Source organism: Aeromonas sp. R6-2 (genome assembly GCF_040908155.1).
GTDB classification, from domain to species: domain Bacteria; phylum Pseudomonadota; class Gammaproteobacteria; order Enterobacterales; family Aeromonadaceae; genus Aeromonas; species Aeromonas schubertii.
This window is the reverse complement of the sequence record NZ_JBFODE010000024.1, coordinates 26,255-41,693: the sequence shown is the minus strand read 5'-3', so window position 1 is coordinate 41,693 and position 15,439 is coordinate 26,255. Positions and strand designations below refer to the sequence as shown.

Genomic DNA, 15,439 nt, shown 5'->3' with positions numbered 1-15,439 from the left:
GAGCACTGCTCGACCCCGATTTGGCGCGAGAACAAGGATGTTCGAAGCGGGCTTTGGCCGAAGCCATGGATGGCGTAGACCAAAGTGCCGTGTGCGGCGGTACGGCCGACCCGATCGACGAGCCGAGGGCATCCGCGCAGCGGACGACTTGCCGGGGTTGGCCGCTCGATTGGTGACTTTTCTTTGGCCACGCAAAGAAAAGTCACTCGCCAAAGCCCAAAGGGCTGGCGAAAAACTTCGAGGGCAGAGCCCTCGCCCCTCACTCACCCGATGCAATACGCCGCGCTGATTGCCCCCTCCCCCTATGCGACAAAGCCGCATCCAGATCCCAGTCGTAGGCCAGGAGCTCGACTGAGCGCCTCCAGGTGGGCTGGCGAAAACCTTCGAGGGCAGAGCCCTCGCCCCTCACTCACCCGGTGCAATGCGCCGCGCTGATTGCCCCCTCCCCTATGCGGCAAAGCCGCATCGAGATCCCCGTCGTAGGCCAGGAGCTCGACTGAGCGCCTCCAGGTGGCTGGCGAAAAACGTCGAGGGCAGCGCCCTCGCGCCTCACTCACCCGGTGCAATGCGCCGCGCTGGTTGCCCCCTCGCCCTATGCGGCAAAGCCGCATCGAGATCCCCGTCGCAGGCCAGGAGCTCGACCGAGCGGCGGCGGCCACACCCCGGTTGGGGATTGTCCCTTCCCTCATCCCAAGCCCCAGGCACCAAATTGGGACACCCACCATTTTGAGCGCCGCGTAGCGAGCCCACTTAGCCGCCTTCGGGCACGGTATTGGCCCCCCTGCAAGTCGCCAAGGTGAGTTGAACGGGTCAGTAGCGCCGTCAGGGAGGACGGCGCAGCCGCAGCGGGGCATGGGCCAATTCGGATCAGGGCGAGCACGGCTCGATCCCGAGTTGGCGCGAGAACAAGGATGTTCGAAGCGGGCTTTGGCCGAAGCCATGGATGGCGAAGGAAAAAGGCCCGTCGGCGCGTGCCGTCGGCCTGATGACTGAAGCGAGGGCACTCGCCGAAGGAAAGCGAATCGGCGGGGGAGAAGACCTTTGGTGACTTTGGGTCTTTCCAAAGTCACTCGCCCCGGCCCGAAGGGCAGGCGAAACCCCTATGCGGCAAAGCCGCATCGAGATCCCCGTCGTAGGCCAGGAGCTCGACCGAGCTCCCGGGTGAGCGGGCGAAAAAGGTCGAGGGCCAAAAGCCCTCGCATCCTATACGGTCACGCCCCATCCACTCCCCAGAGAGCCCCCCCACCGAGCGCCGCAGCGTGGCCAATAGATCAGTTGGCCAGATCCCAGGGACAGACGCGTGAAGGGCTCTCCTTGCCGCTACTGGCCAGGGCCTGCTGTACCATCCGCTTGTAGCGATTCTTGATGTGTGCGGGCAGGGCCGGCACCAACAGCCGCTCGTCAAACTCGGGCAGGGCCCGCTCCGGCAAAACGGCTTGCTCCTCAGGGGTAAGAGGCGGTCTTGCCCCCATGTTGCTCCCCGACACTGTGGGAGTCCCCACCAACATGCGACTCTGCAGGGGGGCGCTGAGCAGAAAGTCGATCAGCAGATAAGCCGCCTTGAGGCGGTCAGGATCACTCTCCACATGACGGGCGATCGAGAGGGCATCGAGGGCATAGATAGCCCCCTCCCGCACCATGGCGATGCGCCACTGCTGGCCGTTTTGCCGGTTGCACTCCACCAGCTCCAGCCCCCAGGTGGTGGCGAGGCGTTGGTGGCGCAGATCCTCACAGCGATTGGCCTGGTTAAACCAAAATCCCCGGCTTGCCTCGAGCCGACGGGTCAGCTGGCTTTCTACCTCGAGCTGCAAGGGGTTGTCGGCCAGCATCTCGCCGCTGGCAAAGAGAGCGGGTGACTTGCCAAGGGAGAGCAGTACCGAGAAGAGCAGAGGCTCGAACTGATCGCAGAAAACCGCAAACTGCCCCTTCCGAACCGGGTCGGCCAGCACCTGCCAACTGGTCGGCGGGTTGGGCTCCTGCTTGCTGTCATAGGCGAGGCTGAACATGGCATAGGAGAAGGGCACCGAATAGTTACGCTCCCCTTGCTTGTCATACTCGGTGTTTTTGAGGGCGGGCTTCACCTCTTTGTAGTGCTCGAGGCGCCCAACGTCGATGGGCAGCAGCAGCTTGAACAGCGGCTGATGGTGGGCCTTGTAGAAATAGCTGGTCGGCATCACCACATCGGCGCTGCGGGTGCGCAAGGCACGATAGACGCTGTCAAAGTCGGTGATCAACGGCTCGACACGGCTCACCGTCGCCTCAACCCCCCGACTCCTGGCGTACTCGGCAAACTGCTGTTCATAGCCGGTAGGAAGATACCCCCACTCCAGCAGCTTGAGCTGCACCGGGGCGGCCAATGCCGACCCCATACAAAACCAGGCCAACAAGGCGAAACTGCGCATGTTCACAACTCCAGGGAGAGACCCTTCAAGGAGTATAGGCCCTGCCATAACGAGGTGAGGCGCCACCACGCCGGGCATTCACCGCACACCATAGCAACAGGGAGGCCAAGGCCTCCCTGTTTTTGTGCCTGGCCCGAGCCGGATTACCGGCTCGCGGCGTCTTAGCGTTGACGGCCGTCGCCGATGCCATAGGGGATGCGGTAGTCACTGCTCTGATCCCCCAGGCTCACACTCAGGGTGCCCTGGGCACGATAGGGCAGCGCTATCTGTTGGGTGCCCATGGTCCTGGCGGGGACGGAGGCCAGCAGCTCACCGGCCGCATCGCGCACCTCGAGCGTGCTCGCCCCACTGATAGCGGCGGCGTCGTGCCACTTCACCACCAGCACTCCGGGTACGGCACTAAAATCGGCCGGCACCGACGCCTGGGCAACACCGGCGGTCATCAGGCCTGCTACGGCCAACAGTTTGATTGCGTGTCTCATGTTCGTTCTCTCTTGGTTTTATGTCATTGCCTGGGCCGACTCGGCCCGAATCAATGCATCCTTGCGAGAGTTCATTCAAATATTATGTTGCACCTTCACCGGTTACCCCTGACAGGCACAGCCGGTTACAACGCGCTATTTGGGCACCCGGCAATCCTGCCGAGGTGATATGGGGATACTAAGGGAGAGAGATGTGAGGTGTTAGCGAGATTAACTGGTTAGAATATTCAATAAATTTGATGTAGCCATACAGGAAGGATTCAGAAAACGCGGGCAACCGACCAAAGAGGGCAGGAGACCCTGCCCCCCTATCCTTACACCCCGGCCAACTCCTCAGCCGTCAGGGGACGCAGCACCCGGCAGGGGTTGCCGGCCGCCACCACGTTGGGGGGAATATCACGGGTCACCACTGAGCCTGCGCCGATGACGCTGTTCTCCCCGATGGTGACGCCGGGGCAGATGACGGCGGCGCCACCGACCCAGACGTTGTTGCCGATGCTCACCGGCTTGCCAAACTCCACCCCCTTGATGCGCGGCGCCACCGCCACCGGGTGAGCGGCGGTGTAGATCTGCACGTTGGGGGCGAGCAACACGTTATCGCCGATCCGGATCTCGCACACATCGAGCAGGGTGCAGCCGAAGTTGGCGTAGAAGTTCTCACCCACCGAGATATTGGCCCCGTAGTCGCAGAAGAAGGGGGGCGTGATAAAGCAGCGCTGGCCCCGGCTCCCCAACAGGGTGGTGAGACGCGACTCCCACTCGGGGGCGTCGGTCCCCTCCCGGTTGATGAGCCCCAGCAGGGTGCGGCAGCGGGCCCGGGCCGAGACCAGCTCAGGCACCCCGGCATCATAGGGCTCGCCGGCCACCATCTTGCGCCACTCCGGGCTCTGCTTGTCGATCATGGGTTTTCCTCAATAAGCCATTGAATGGATTCATAGGGGCGCAGTCTACAGGATTGCGGCCGGGCCGGGCTGTCCGGATAGTTGGCGATCAATCGCTCGCCGCGCCCCTGGGGTATGCCTTCAGGCAGGGCAAAGTCCACCGCTTCACCATAGAAGTTGCTCACCACCAGCAGGGTCTGACCGTCGGCGCGGCGGGCATAGGCCCAGATCCGCGGGTGCCCCGCCAGCAGCTCCTGATAATCCCCGTGAGTGAAGATGGGATGATTCTTGCGCAGACGGATCAGATCCCGGTAGTGCCAGAACACCGAGCCCGGGTCGGCCAGGGCCGCCTCGGCATTGATCGCGGGATAGTTGGCGGCGGGCTTGAGCCAGGGGGTGCCTTGGGTGAAACCGGCATTGGCCGCAGCGCTCCACTGCATGGGGGTGCGCGAGTTGTCGCGGGACTTGGCACCAAGAATGGCCAGGATCTCGGCCTCGCCCATCCCTTCGGCCTGCTTGATGGCGAAGATGTTGCGACTCTCCACATCCTGATAGTCATCGATGCGCTGATAGCCGGGGTTGGTCATGCCGATCTCCTCCCCCTGATAGATGTAGGGGGTGCCCTGCAAGCCGTGCAGTGTGCTGGCCAGCATCTTGGCCGCCACCACCCTGTGCTCGCCCTCGTCACCGAAGCGGGAGACGATACGCGGCTGGTCGTGATTGCACCAGAACAGGGCCGACCAGGCCTTGCCGTGCATGCCGCTCTGCCAGTGGTTGAAGATGCGCTTGAGCTCGAGGAAATCAAACGGCGCCTGGGTCCACTTGTCGCCACCCGGATAATCCACCTTCAGATGGTGGAAGTTGAACACCATGGAGAGCTCGGAGCCATCCCGCGCGCCATAGCGCTGGCAGTGCTCGAGCGTGGTAGAGGACATCTCCCCCACCGTCATGGCGCCCACCGGAGCGAACAGGTCACGGCTCAGGTCCTGCAAAAATTCGTGGATGCGCGGCCCGTCGGTGTAGAAGCGGCGGCCATCGCCACTGTCGTCGCTCGGGAACGCTTGATCCTTGGAGATGAGGTTGATGACGTCGAGGCGAAAACCGTCCACTCCCTTGTTCGCCCAGAAGTGGATGATGTTTTTCACCTCGGCGCGCACGGCCGGGTTCTCCCAGTTGAGATCCGCCTGCTCGCGGGCAAACAGGTGCAGGTAGTACTGGCCGGTGGCCTTATCCAGCTCCCAGGCGCTGCCGCCAAACTTGGATTGCCAGTTGTTGGGCACGCCGCCGTCCACCGGATCGCGCCAGATGTAGTAGTCACGGTAGGGGCTGTTCTTGTCCCCCAGCGCCGACTTGAACCAGGCGTGCTCGGTGGAGGTGTGGTTCACCACGATATCCATCACGATGCGGATGTCGCGCGCGTGGGCGGCGGCCAAGAGCGCCTCGAAATCGGCCATGGTGCCGTAGGCGGGATCAATATTCAGGTAGTCGGCGATGTCGTAACCGTTGTCCACCTGCGGCGAGACGTAGACCGGGGTCAGCCAGAGGGCGTCGACGCCGAGGGTCTTGAGATAGTCGAGGCGGGCCATGATCCCCTTGAGATCGCCAGTGCCGCGCGCGCCACTGTCCTGAAAGCTCTTGGGGTAGATCTGGTAAATCACGGCGCTCTGCCACCAGGGTGTTTGGCTCATGGGTCTTGCTCTTGTCTCGAATGAAAAAGGGAGAGGGCGACCCCGGTGGGTCGCCCTGATGCGTGGGGTCAGGCGCTGGCCAGCGCCAGCTTGCCGGCCGCCTGCTGGCGCCGGTAAACCAGCAGAGTCAGCACGATAGGTACGACGATGGCCACCAGCATGGCCACGGCATAGACGGCCCAATATTGCGGCTGGATGGAGAGGATGCCCGGCAGGCCCCCTACCCCGATGCCGTTGGCCATCACTCCGGCGAAGCCGCAGATGAGGGCAGCCAGGCTCGAGCCCACCATGGCGCACAGCATGGGGAACTTGTACTTGAGGTTGATGCCGTACATGGCCGGCTCGGTCACCCCCAGGTAGGCGGAGATGGCGGCAGGCACCGAGATCTCCCGCTCGTTCTCCTTGCGGCTGATCAGGATGATGCCGACCACCGCAGAGGCCTGGGCGATGTTGGAGAGGGCGATCAGCGGCCAGATCGGGGTGCCCCCCATGCTCTGCATCAGCTGCAGATCCACCGCGTTGGTGGTGTGGTGGATGCCGGTGATGACCAGGGGCGCGTAGAGAAAGCCGAACAGGGCGGCGCCGATGGGGGCAAAGGAGCCGGTCATGGCGGCCTTGGCGGCAAAGCCGACGCCGTCACCCAGCCAGCGACCGAACGGACCGATAAAGGCGTGGGCCACGATCACCGCCAGCAGCAGGGAGATGAAGGGGACTATGACCAGGTAAAGGTAGGCCGGGATGATCCGCTTGAGATTGGTCTCCACCCAGGCGAGGAAGACCCCCGCCAGCAGGGCCGGAATGACCTGGGCCTGATAACCCACCTTCTGGATGACGAAGAGGCCAAAGTCCCACACCTCGGGGGTCTGCTGGCCGATGCCATAGGCGTTCATCAGCTGGGGCGACACCAGCGTGATACCGAGCACTATGCCCAGGATCTCGGAGCCGCCCATCTTCTTGACCGCCGACCAGCAGACGCCCACCGGCAGGAAGTGGAAGATGGCCTCGCCCAGCAGCCAGAGGAAGGCGTGCACCTGAGCCCAGAACTGGCTGATCTCGGTGAGGGTACGGGTGCCGTCGTCGAACATCTTGATGTCGCCGATGACGTTGCGAAAACCCAGGATCAGACCGCCGGTGATGATGGCGGGCAACAGGGGCACGAAGATCTCCGCCAGGTGGGAGATGCCGCGCTCCAGCGGATTCATGTTCTGGCGCGCCGCCTGCTTGGCGGCCTCCTTGCTGCCGCCGCTGACGCCGATCTCTTCGGTCAGCGCCTGGTACCACTGCTCCACCTCGTTGCCGATGACCACCTGGAACTGGCCGCCCTGGGTGAAGCTCCCCTTCACCGCCGGTATGGTCTCGATGGCCTTGCTGTCGGCCTTGGCCGGATCGTTCAGGACGAAGCGCAACCGGGTCAGGCAGTGGCTGACGGTGGCGATGTTCTCCTTACCACCGATCTTGTCGATGAGCGTGGCCAGGTGCTGAGTGTTGATCTTGGTCATCGGGTCTTCCCTCTGTGACGCCGCATGGTGTGCATTACCCTGTGGGCTGGTTTTTGGAATCGTTCCCAAACACCATGAGGCAGAAGTTCCTCTGCATCAATGGGAACGTTCCCAATTTGGGGTTGTGGTCACAAAAAGCGCAGCCTGCCCTGCGGGTTTCAACGCCAGGTCAGGCTGGGGGCTATGGTGGCCTGGGGGGGATGACCAGACTCGATCTGTCCCAGCAACTGGCGCGCGGCCTGCACGCCGGCCCCCTTGTAGCCGAGATCCAGGCTCTGTGCGTTGGGAAACAGGAAACCGAGCAGGGGGTTGTTACCCAGGCCGGTGACCCGCACCTCGCTGCGCCCCTGCTCTTGCAGGTACTTGGCGGCGCCGATGGCCAGGGTGTCGCTGGCGCAGACCAGGGCCCGGGTGGCCGGCGTGAGCAGCTCGGCGGCCAGGCGATAACCGCTCTGGTGGGAGAGATCCCCGAGCGCCAGCCGAGGGGGCAGGCCGTGCTCGGCGCAACAACTCAGGTAGGCATCGCGCCGCCGCGCTCCGGTGGTGAGATCCGCCTCGTCCACCCCCAGATAGGCTATCTCGCGCACGCCGTCGGCGAGCAAGCCTCCCATCATGGTGCGGATGGCCCCCTCGTCGTCGAAGCAGACCGAGGAGAAGCCCGGCGCCTCGCGCGCCACCAGCACCAGCTTATCCCGATACGGACTCATGGCGCCGTAGTCGAGATCGTTAAAGGCAAACAGAATGATGCCATCCACCCCGCGCCGCTCCAGCACCGCCAGGTGCTCCTCGACCTTGGCGGGAGAGAACTTGCTCTCCATCAGCACGGCGTCGTACCCCTCGCCGTAGAGGGTCTCGAGCATGCCGCGCACCGCCTGGTTCTCCGAGCCCGAGTCGAGGCGCGAGACGATGATGCCGACCACCCTCTGACTCTGGCTGCGCATGGCGCGGGCCGACTTGCTCGGGGTGAAACCGTGCCGGGCGATCACCTGCTCGACCCGCACCCGTGTCTCCTCCTTGACCCTGGGATCGCGGTTCAATACCCGGGAGACGGTCGACTTGCCGACCCCGCAGAGGCGGGCGATATCGAGGATGGTGAGCTTCTTTTCCATGGGCAGCACTGATGGGAGGGGAAGGGCCCTATTGTTGTGATTTGCCCCCGCAAAAACAAGCCGTTGGGGTTAGAATGGACGCTCCCCACTGCCCAGGACAGGACGATGGATCTGCTCGCCAGCCTGAACTTCTCCCTCTCCATTACCGGCCCCATCTGCCTGGTGCTGCTGCTCGGCATCGCCCTCAAGCGGCTGGGGCTGCTGCCCGAGAGCTTTATCGAGTCGGCCTCGCGCCTGGTGTTTCAGGTCACCCTGCCGGCGCTTCTGTTCCTCAGCATGGTGCGCACCGATTTTGCCACCATGCCGAGCCCCTGGCTCATCCTCTACGGCCTGCTCGGCACCCTCGCCGGCTTCCTGCTGCTGGAGTGGCTGGCGGCGCGCTGCATCGCCGCCCGCGCCCTGCGCGGCATCTTCGTGCAGGGGAGCTTTCGCGGCAACATGGGGATCATGGGGCTGGCCTTCGTGCAAAACGCCTACGGACCCGAGGGGATCGGCGCCGCCGCCCTCTATGTGGGGGCGGTCACCGTCCTCTATAACATCCTCGCCGTCATTACCCTGACCCGCAGCCTGGGGGGCGGGCACGGCGCTCGCGCCATCCTCAAGGGGATCGCCAAAAACCCCCTTATCATCGCCATCCTCTCGGCCCTCCCCTTTGGCCTGCTCGGGGTCGAACTGCCGCCCCTGCTGCTCACCACCGGCAACTACTTTGCCAACATGACCCTGCCCCTGGCCCTGCTCTGCACCGGCGCCAGCCTCAACCTGCAGGCCCTGCGTGGCGGGGCCTTGCTCACCGGCTGGGCCACCGCCAACCGCCTGTTGCTGTTCCCCCTGCTGATGGTGAGCGGCGCCGCCCTGCTCGGTTTCAACCATCAGGCCCTCGGCATCCTGTTTCTGGTGAGCTCGACCCCGACCGCCGCCGCCAGCTATGTGATGACCCGCGCCATGGGCGGCGACAGCGCCCTGGCCGCCAGCATCATCGCCGTCACCACCCTGGGCTCGCTGGTCACCACCAGCCTGGGGGCCGCCCTGATGAACTATCTGGGTCTGATGACTTGACCTTGCCCCGACCGGCAGGAAGAGGATGGCCGGGTTACCCACAGGAGGAAGCACGATGATCGAATTGAAGGTTGAGGGGATGTCCTGCGGCGGCTGCGCCGCCTCGCTGGAGCGAGCCCTGGGCGCCCAGCCCGGCGTCACCGCCGTGAAGGTGGATTTTGCCAGCGCCACCGCCCGTATCGAGGGAGAGGTGGAGCCCGCCGCCCTGGTGGCCCTCATCGAAGCCCAGGGGTTTCACGCCCACCTATAACACCACTTTATAGGTATAAAATAGGTTAAAGTTCTGTATCAACCTGTTCTTTGGTGAGTTTACTCACAATAAACCGGATATACATGAGCAAAAATGCTGCGGTCTTTCACCATCACAATAAGGAAGTCGCAGCATGTCCCTACCCCTTCGCAAGAGCCTGATCGCCGCCGTTCTCGGCATGACCCTCTCCCCTCTGGCCTTCGCCCTGCCGAGCGTGCATATCCTGGCCACCGGCGGCACCATCGCCGGCGCCGGCCAGTCTGCCACCCAGTCCAACTACGAGGCGGGTAAGGTCGCCATCGAGACCCTGATCGCCGCCGTGCCCGAGATGAAGAAGGTGGCCGACGTACAGGGGGAGCAGGTAGTCAAGATCGGCTCCCAGGACATGAACGACCAGGTGTGGCTCACGCTCGCCAAGCGGGTCAACGAGCTGCTGGCCAAGGATGACGTGGACGGCATCGTCATCACCCACGGCACCGACACCATGGAAGAGACCGCCTACTTCCTGAACCTCACCGTCAAGAGCGACAAGCCGGTGGTGCTGGTCGGCGCCATGCGCCCCTCCACCGCCATGAGTGCCGACGGCCCCATGAACCTCTACAACGCCGTGGTCACCGCCTCCGACCCCGCCTCCAAGGGGCGTGGCGTCATGGTCGCCATGAACGACACCGTGCTCGACGCCCGTGACGTCACCAAGACCAACACCACAGGGGTGCAGACCTTTGCCTCCCCCAACTTTGGCCCGCTCGGTTACATCCACAACGGCAAGATCGACTATCAGCGCACGCCGGCCCGGCTGCACACCAGCCAGACTCCGTTCGACGTGAGCAAGCTCGACAAGCTGCCCCGGGTCGGCATCGTCTACAGCTATGCCAACGCCTCGGATCTGCCGGCCAAGGCTCTGGTCGACGCCAAGTTCGATGGCATCGTCAGCGCCGGGGTGGGCAACGGCAACCTCTACCACACCCTGTTCGACACCCTGGCCAAGGCCAGCGAGAAGGGGATCCGCGTGGTGCGCTCGGCCCGCGTACCAACCGGCTCCACCACCCTGGATGCGGAGATCGATGACGCCAAGTACGGCTTCGTCGCCGCCGAGAGCCTCAACCCGCAGAAGGCGCGGGTGCTGCTGATGCTCTCCCTCACCCAGACCCAGGATCCCAAGCAGATCCAGCACTACTTCCAGCAGTACTAAACGACCAGGGCGGCGCGAGGGCGGGCCTGTCCCGCCCTCTCTTTTTGGGGTGTCAAAAACAAATTGGCACACCCTTTGCTGAAGTGGGTCCAGGTGCCATCGTTTGGAAGGACATGAGATGAGACGCTGGATCCAACATTTTCACCAACTGGTTCAACTCAACTGGGTCATGACCTGGCTGCTGCTCACCTGCAGCCTGATCCTGATCTTCCCCGAAGGGGTCATGAACGGTGCCGTGAGCCGCTGGGCCGAGGCCTATGCGGGCTGGCTGGGGGTAGGCATGCTGATTGCCCTCTCCTACTTCGCCAGTCAGGGGCTGCTTATCGCCTGGGAATATCTGTGCGAGGAGTGGCAAGAGCGGCGCCAGCAGAGCAACATGGAGCAGACCATCACCTTTCTCGACTTCAACGAGAAGGCGGTACTGCGCGAGTTCGTGCTGCAGCGCAAGAGCGTCATTAATCTGCCGATCACCGAGCCGGCCGTCAAAAACCTGATGGACGCCGGGATCCTCACCTTCGCCTATGGCAAGCCCAATCGGGAGAAGGATGACGAGAACCAGATCCGCGCCCTGATGATCGCCCTGCCGGCACGCCCCCTGCTCACCTACAAGGTGCTGGGGTTGTCGCGCGGCAAGATGAGCGAGGAGCAGGTAGAGCAGATCATGAGCGCCCGCCCCAAGTTTGCCCAGAAGGGCCTCTCCCGCTGATCCCCCATGCAAAAAAGCCGACACCTTGCGGGTGTCGGCTTTTTGGTCTCCTGCCGGACTAGTTGAGTCCCTTGGAGCTGAACAGCGCCGCCTTGCCGGCGATGAATCCCACCTGGATCTGCCTGTCGTCATTTCCCCACAGGCAGTTGGAGGCACCCAATGCCTCATCACAGCGCTCCGCCTTGCCCAATACGGCACTCACCTCTTGGTAACTCATTCCCAGCTTCAGTTGATCGTAGTGGGCCTTGTCGAGCTTGCTGCAACCTGCCAGCAGCACTACCAGGCCCAGCGCCAGCGTCATACGCATAAGAGGCTCCTCGTTGCATCCCGTGCAGGAGAGTAAGGGGGGAGAAGAAAAGATGCCAGCCCAGGGCGGGGGAAAGGTCACCAGTGACGGACAGGACCTGTGTCGAGGTGAACGAAGTTGTCGCCAGGGTAGTAGCCGACGCCCCCCACCCTCAGTTGCAGGGCGGCCTGGCGCAGGTGGGCAAGCGGCACCCCCGGCATGCGGACATCCACCGCCTGACCGAGCATGTGGTAGCTGCGCTTGGCGACCCCCCTGCTGCGACGCTGCTTCTGGCGATTGGTGGCTGGCGAACGGTAACCCGAGATAAGCTCGATACGCCCCTTGCGACCCAGCTTGTGTTGCAGGAGATAGAGCTGATCGAACAGCTTGCGATCGATGGCAAACACCTCGTTGCGGCGATAGTCGCGAAAGATGTGGTTGAGCTCTTCCAGGCCGTCTTGCAGGTAGCGACCATTCTCCCAGTAGCTCGCCTCTATCTGTTCGCCCGTGTTGAGGTTGTGGACGGTGAGGGCGCGGTGGCTGGTGCTGCGGCTGGCCAGAGCGCTCTGCGGCAACAGACCGGCCGTCAGCAGGCAGCCCGTCCCCAGCAGCAGTTGACGACGACTCATCCCTTTATCCAGCATCTCCCTCTTTCCTCCCGTTCAAACAACCGTCTGACACTACCCGTCCGCTCGCCGGGGTGTCAAACCGACTGCTCATAAAATGACACCCGGGTAGCCCCGGGTGTCTCGAAGTGTGAATCCCCTCACGCCCCTTTGGGCCTAGAGAATTCGTTTGAAGCTGCCTTTATCGAAGCCATAGATGTCGTTGCGAAAGTGCTGTACCCCCTCCCCATCGACCCAGCTGCTCCAGTAGACGGTGAAGACGGGAATCGGGTTGGCCAGGGGCATCCAGCGGGTAGTGGTCTCCTTGAGCAATCCCTTGATCTCCTCCCTCTTGCGCGGTGTTGGCGCCAGCAACAGCTCGGCCAGGCTCTCGGCCTTCTCGACCCGAACACAACCCGAACTCAGGGCCCGGGCCCCCTGCTCGAACAACCCCATCTTGGGCGTGGAGTGGAGGTAGATGGCATCGTTATTGGGCAGGTAGAACTTGTAGCGACCCAGGGCATTGTGATCCCCCGGCTTCTGCCGCAGACGATAGGGGAAACCGGAGGCGAGAGCGTGGCTCCACCCCTCGGGGGAGAAGGCGACCGGATTGCCCTCCCCGTCGATCACCTCGAGCTGCTGCTTGGCCAGGTAGTCGGGATCCTTGGCCAGCTTGGGCAGTATGTCCTTCTTCATGATGGAGCGGGGCACATGCCAGGCGGGGTTGATCACCACGGAGCGGATCTCGCTGGCCAGGATCGGCGTGGCCCGCAATTGCTGGCCGACGATGACCCGGCTGGTGAAGATCTCGCTGCCCTTCTCCACCACGCTCAGGCGGTAGTCGGGAATATTGACCAGCACATAACGCTGCTCGGGCAGGCGGTCAACAACATCGCGGCGCCACAGGTTGCGCAGCAGCAGGCGGGCGCGGGACTCGGGGTCGGTGTTGAGCCACTGCTGGGTCTGCCGCCCGATGACGCCGTCGACGGTCAGACCGTGGCGAGACTGGAAAGCCTTGACCGCCTGCAGGGTGTCGCCATTGTAGAACGCTTCACTGGCGTGGGCCGAAGGCAGGTCCCCCAGCTCCACCAGTATCTTGCGGATCTCGGGCAGGGAGGGAGAGCTCTCCCCCTCGCGCAGGGTCGGAATGGCGACTCTCGGCCACTCGGTGGCCAGGGGCATGGCCACCAGCTTCTGCACTTCCCGGCGCACCGCCTCATACTCGGCGACCGCAGGGCGCAGGGCAAACACCCACTCGTGCAGGCTCTGCCCGGCTTGATGGGGCAGTGGCTTGGAGAGATCCAGGGTCATGCTCCCGATCTGCTCTCGGGAGACGAAGTCGAGACCGCGCCACATCTGCTGGAAGCGGGTGAGCTTGACGAGCGCCTCGTCGTAGATGGGGCCTCTGTGTCCCTCCGCTGTGGCAGCCAGCTGCCGCCAGAGACGGACGAAATCGGGGTGCAACTGTGCCAGTGCGGCCTCAAACAGCTGCTGCTGCAGCTCCTCACGCGCCTCATCCTCGGCGCCCCAGTTGTGGGAGAGGCGCTCTGCCGCCTCCACCACGGGTGATGTCTCATCCGCCAAAGCGGCAGTGGCAGGCCAGCATCCGAGCCAGATCACGTTGACCAGAGCCAGCCAGAACCTCATTCCCATAGATACCTCAACAACACACAGTGGCCGCGACAGACTCCTCCCGTCACGGTTCGGATCGAATCGCCTCGGGGAAGTAGCGGCGCAAGAGCGCATCATACTCCGGGCTGGCCATAAAGACAGCCAGCTCCTGGTTGAAGCGGGCCACCTCCGAAGGGTCAAAACGCTGCTTGCTCATCATGAAACGAGCCGGCATGACAAATATCGGTTCCGAAAAGGGCACTATCTTGCCGAGCAGCCCCTCCTGATGCAACGCCCATCGGGTGGCCAACGCATCCCCGAGAAAGCCGTCGATACGCCCGCGCATCAACTTGCCGTAGTTTTGCGACTCATCCACCAGGGCGCTGATCCGATCCGGGTAACGGGCCACCAGGTTGGCAACCTCGGCACCATAATAGAACTCCTTGGTGATGCCGAGACGGTGCCCCGCCGCCAGCCAGGCAGGAAGTGAACCATCGTCAAACTGGGCATCCCTGCGCACCCAGAGCATCGTCTTGCCTGGACTATAAGGCTCGGAAAACCAGGCATAGCGCGATCGCTCATCATTGATAAAGGCCTCCATGGCGATGCTGAGCTCACCGAGCTCCAGCTCCTGCAGGTTGCGTTTCCAGGGTCGCTCGATAAACGTCACCTCGCACCCCAGCCGCCGGGCGACCCCCTGTAACACCTCAACCCCGTAACCCTGCATCGTCGCATCGGCGCCACGAAAGTGATAAGGCGGCCATTGGTCATACCCCACCCGCCAGGGGGTGTCGCACAGCGCCCATCCCTGAGCACTGAAACACCCCCAGAGCCAGGCCCCCAGGATCCCTCTCTTGATACCTATTCCCATTCGTCGACTCTCTGCCTCCATGGCTGTCTCTGCCTGCATCATCAGGCCGCGGCAGACGCTATTGGGCACGCCTGAATGACACAATAATTTGGTTAAAGGGCGAGCAAAATTTATTTTTGTGATCCACTATGCTTTTTCCATAAATTGATTAGCATGTGCGCTGAAAGGCCCTCCCCGGCACATTCAGTTATCGAGAGTTGTCATGTACAGAAAAGTTGGCTTCGCCTCTGCCATCCTGGCCCTGAGCGGTTTCTATCTCTACACCCTCTACCTGGCCGCCCACCCGCAGGTCAGCCTCTCCTATCGTCTCTATTATATGGAAGGCAAGACCCGCTTCTGGGAACACAACTCCGACATGGTTTACCACGCCGGCAACGAGCTCAATCTGAGCAAGCCGAGTCGCTTCCTCTCCCGGGAGGGGTGGGCAACCAAACCCAATGCCGCCGGTACCCGCCTCGAGGGTCAGGGGGGACTCTACTTTGTCCTGCCCAAACAGCCCGACCAGCTCACCGTGCTGGCCAAGGTAGAGAGCCCCAAGGCGGGCACTCTGGTCAAGGTAGCCCTGGGGCACGACTGGAGCACCACGGTCAAGCTGGCCAAGGAGGGACTCAACGAGATTCGCCTCAACCTGCCGGGCCAGTTGCTCAGCGCCGATCCCTCGCACCCCAACTTCCTGGCCATCTCCACCCCGGAGCCGCTCAACGTTCACTCGCTGCAGATGAAAGTGGCCCAATAATCACGGCCGGCCCCAGCGGGGCCGGCAAGCTTCACCCGGTTCAGCACAACGTCACACAATAAGCG

General features: G+C 63.1%; 15 protein-coding genes. 5 read left to right on the top strand and 10 right to left on the bottom strand.

Annotated features, from left to right (window positions below; all coding sequences use genetic code 11):
- Nucleotides 1-1,271: 1,271 nt before the first annotated feature.
- The 6 genes from AB5Y48_RS03370 to treR all read right to left on the bottom strand — a co-directional run bounded on the left by AB5Y48_RS03370 (nt 1,272) and on the right by treR (nt 8,061).
- Complete coding sequence (locus tag AB5Y48_RS03370) at nt 1,272-2,369, bottom strand: PotD/PotF family extracellular solute-binding protein (RefSeq protein ID WP_368163751.1); 1,098 nt, start codon at nt 2,367-2,369, stop codon at nt 1,272-1,274.
- A 194-nt stretch (nt 2,370-2,563) separates the two neighbouring features.
- A complete protein-coding gene (locus AB5Y48_RS03365) occupies nt 2,564-2,884 on the bottom strand; it encodes a hypothetical protein (RefSeq protein ID WP_368163750.1) in 321 nt (106 codons plus the stop codon).
- A gap of 314 nt (nt 2,885-3,198) precedes the next feature.
- On the bottom strand, nt 3,199-3,786 hold the full coding sequence (locus AB5Y48_RS03360; protein ID WP_368163749.1) for a sugar O-acetyltransferase: 588 nt from the start codon (nt 3,784-3,786) through the stop codon (nt 3,199-3,201).
- Nucleotides 3,783-5,453, bottom strand: a complete 1,671-nt coding sequence (treC, locus tag AB5Y48_RS03355; protein WP_368163748.1) for an alpha,alpha-phosphotrehalase — start codon at nt 5,451-5,453, stop codon at nt 3,783-3,785. The genes AB5Y48_RS03360 and treC overlap by 4 nt, the downstream gene beginning before the upstream one ends.
- Nucleotides 5,454-5,521: 68 nt before the next feature.
- Nucleotides 5,522-6,952, bottom strand: coding sequence for a PTS trehalose transporter subunit IIBC (gene treB, locus AB5Y48_RS03350; protein WP_368163747.1), 1,431 nt, complete (start codon nt 6,950-6,952; stop codon nt 5,522-5,524).
- Between the two features lie 158 nt (nt 6,953-7,110).
- The gene (treR, locus tag AB5Y48_RS03345) at nt 7,111-8,061 is read right to left on the bottom strand and encodes a trehalose operon repressor TreR (RefSeq protein ID WP_368163746.1); all 951 of its coding nucleotides are present in this window, start codon (nt 8,059-8,061) and stop codon (nt 7,111-7,113) included.
- A gap of 105 nt (nt 8,062-8,166) precedes the next feature.
- Here treR and AB5Y48_RS03340 point away from each other — a divergent pair, with 105 nt between their 5' ends.
- The 4 genes from AB5Y48_RS03340 (at nt 8,167) to AB5Y48_RS03325 (ending at nt 11,265) form a co-directional block, all read left to right on the top strand.
- Nucleotides 8,167-9,117, top strand: coding sequence for an AEC family transporter (locus AB5Y48_RS03340; protein ID WP_368163745.1), 951 nt, complete (start codon nt 8,167-8,169; stop codon nt 9,115-9,117).
- Between the two features lie 55 nt (nt 9,118-9,172).
- Nucleotides 9,173-9,367, top strand: coding sequence for a heavy-metal-associated domain-containing protein (locus AB5Y48_RS03335; protein WP_368163744.1), 195 nt, complete (start codon nt 9,173-9,175; stop codon nt 9,365-9,367).
- A 133-nt stretch (nt 9,368-9,500) separates the two neighbouring features.
- Complete coding sequence (gene ansB, locus AB5Y48_RS03330; protein WP_224162744.1) at nt 9,501-10,559, top strand: L-asparaginase 2; 1,059 nt, start codon at nt 9,501-9,503, stop codon at nt 10,557-10,559.
- Between the two features lie 118 nt (nt 10,560-10,677).
- Nucleotides 10,678-11,265 carry a superinfection exclusion B family protein gene (locus AB5Y48_RS03325; RefSeq protein WP_050666809.1) on the top strand — a complete coding sequence of 196 codons (588 nt, stop codon included), beginning with the start codon at nt 10,678-10,680 and terminating at the stop codon, nt 11,263-11,265.
- A 58-nt stretch (nt 11,266-11,323) separates the two neighbouring features.
- Here AB5Y48_RS03325 and AB5Y48_RS03320 read toward each other — a convergent pair whose 3' ends face one another.
- From AB5Y48_RS03320 to AB5Y48_RS03305, 4 genes are all read right to left on the bottom strand, one after another.
- Complete coding sequence (locus AB5Y48_RS03320; protein ID WP_050666810.1) at nt 11,324-11,572, bottom strand: hypothetical protein; 249 nt, start codon at nt 11,570-11,572, stop codon at nt 11,324-11,326.
- A 77-nt stretch (nt 11,573-11,649) separates the two neighbouring features.
- A complete protein-coding gene (locus tag AB5Y48_RS03315) occupies nt 11,650-12,195 on the bottom strand; it encodes a DUF882 domain-containing protein (RefSeq protein ID WP_136612893.1) in 546 nt (181 codons plus the stop codon).
- Nucleotides 12,196-12,333: 138 nt separating this feature from the next.
- A complete protein-coding gene (locus tag AB5Y48_RS03310; RefSeq protein WP_368163743.1) occupies nt 12,334-13,809 on the bottom strand; it encodes a murein L,D-transpeptidase in 1,476 nt (491 codons plus the stop codon).
- Nucleotides 13,810-13,852: 43 nt separating this feature from the next.
- Entirely contained in the window at nt 13,853-14,638 is a 786-nt protein-coding gene (locus AB5Y48_RS03305; RefSeq protein ID WP_136612891.1) for an ABC transporter substrate-binding protein, read from the bottom strand.
- A 202-nt stretch (nt 14,639-14,840) separates the two neighbouring features.
- On the opposite strand from AB5Y48_RS03305, the gene AB5Y48_RS03300 reads away from it, so the two are divergent.
- Nucleotides 14,841-15,374, top strand: a complete 534-nt coding sequence (locus AB5Y48_RS03300; RefSeq protein ID WP_050666814.1) for a hypothetical protein — start codon at nt 14,841-14,843, stop codon at nt 15,372-15,374.
- Nucleotides 15,375-15,439: the final 65 nt, after the last annotated feature.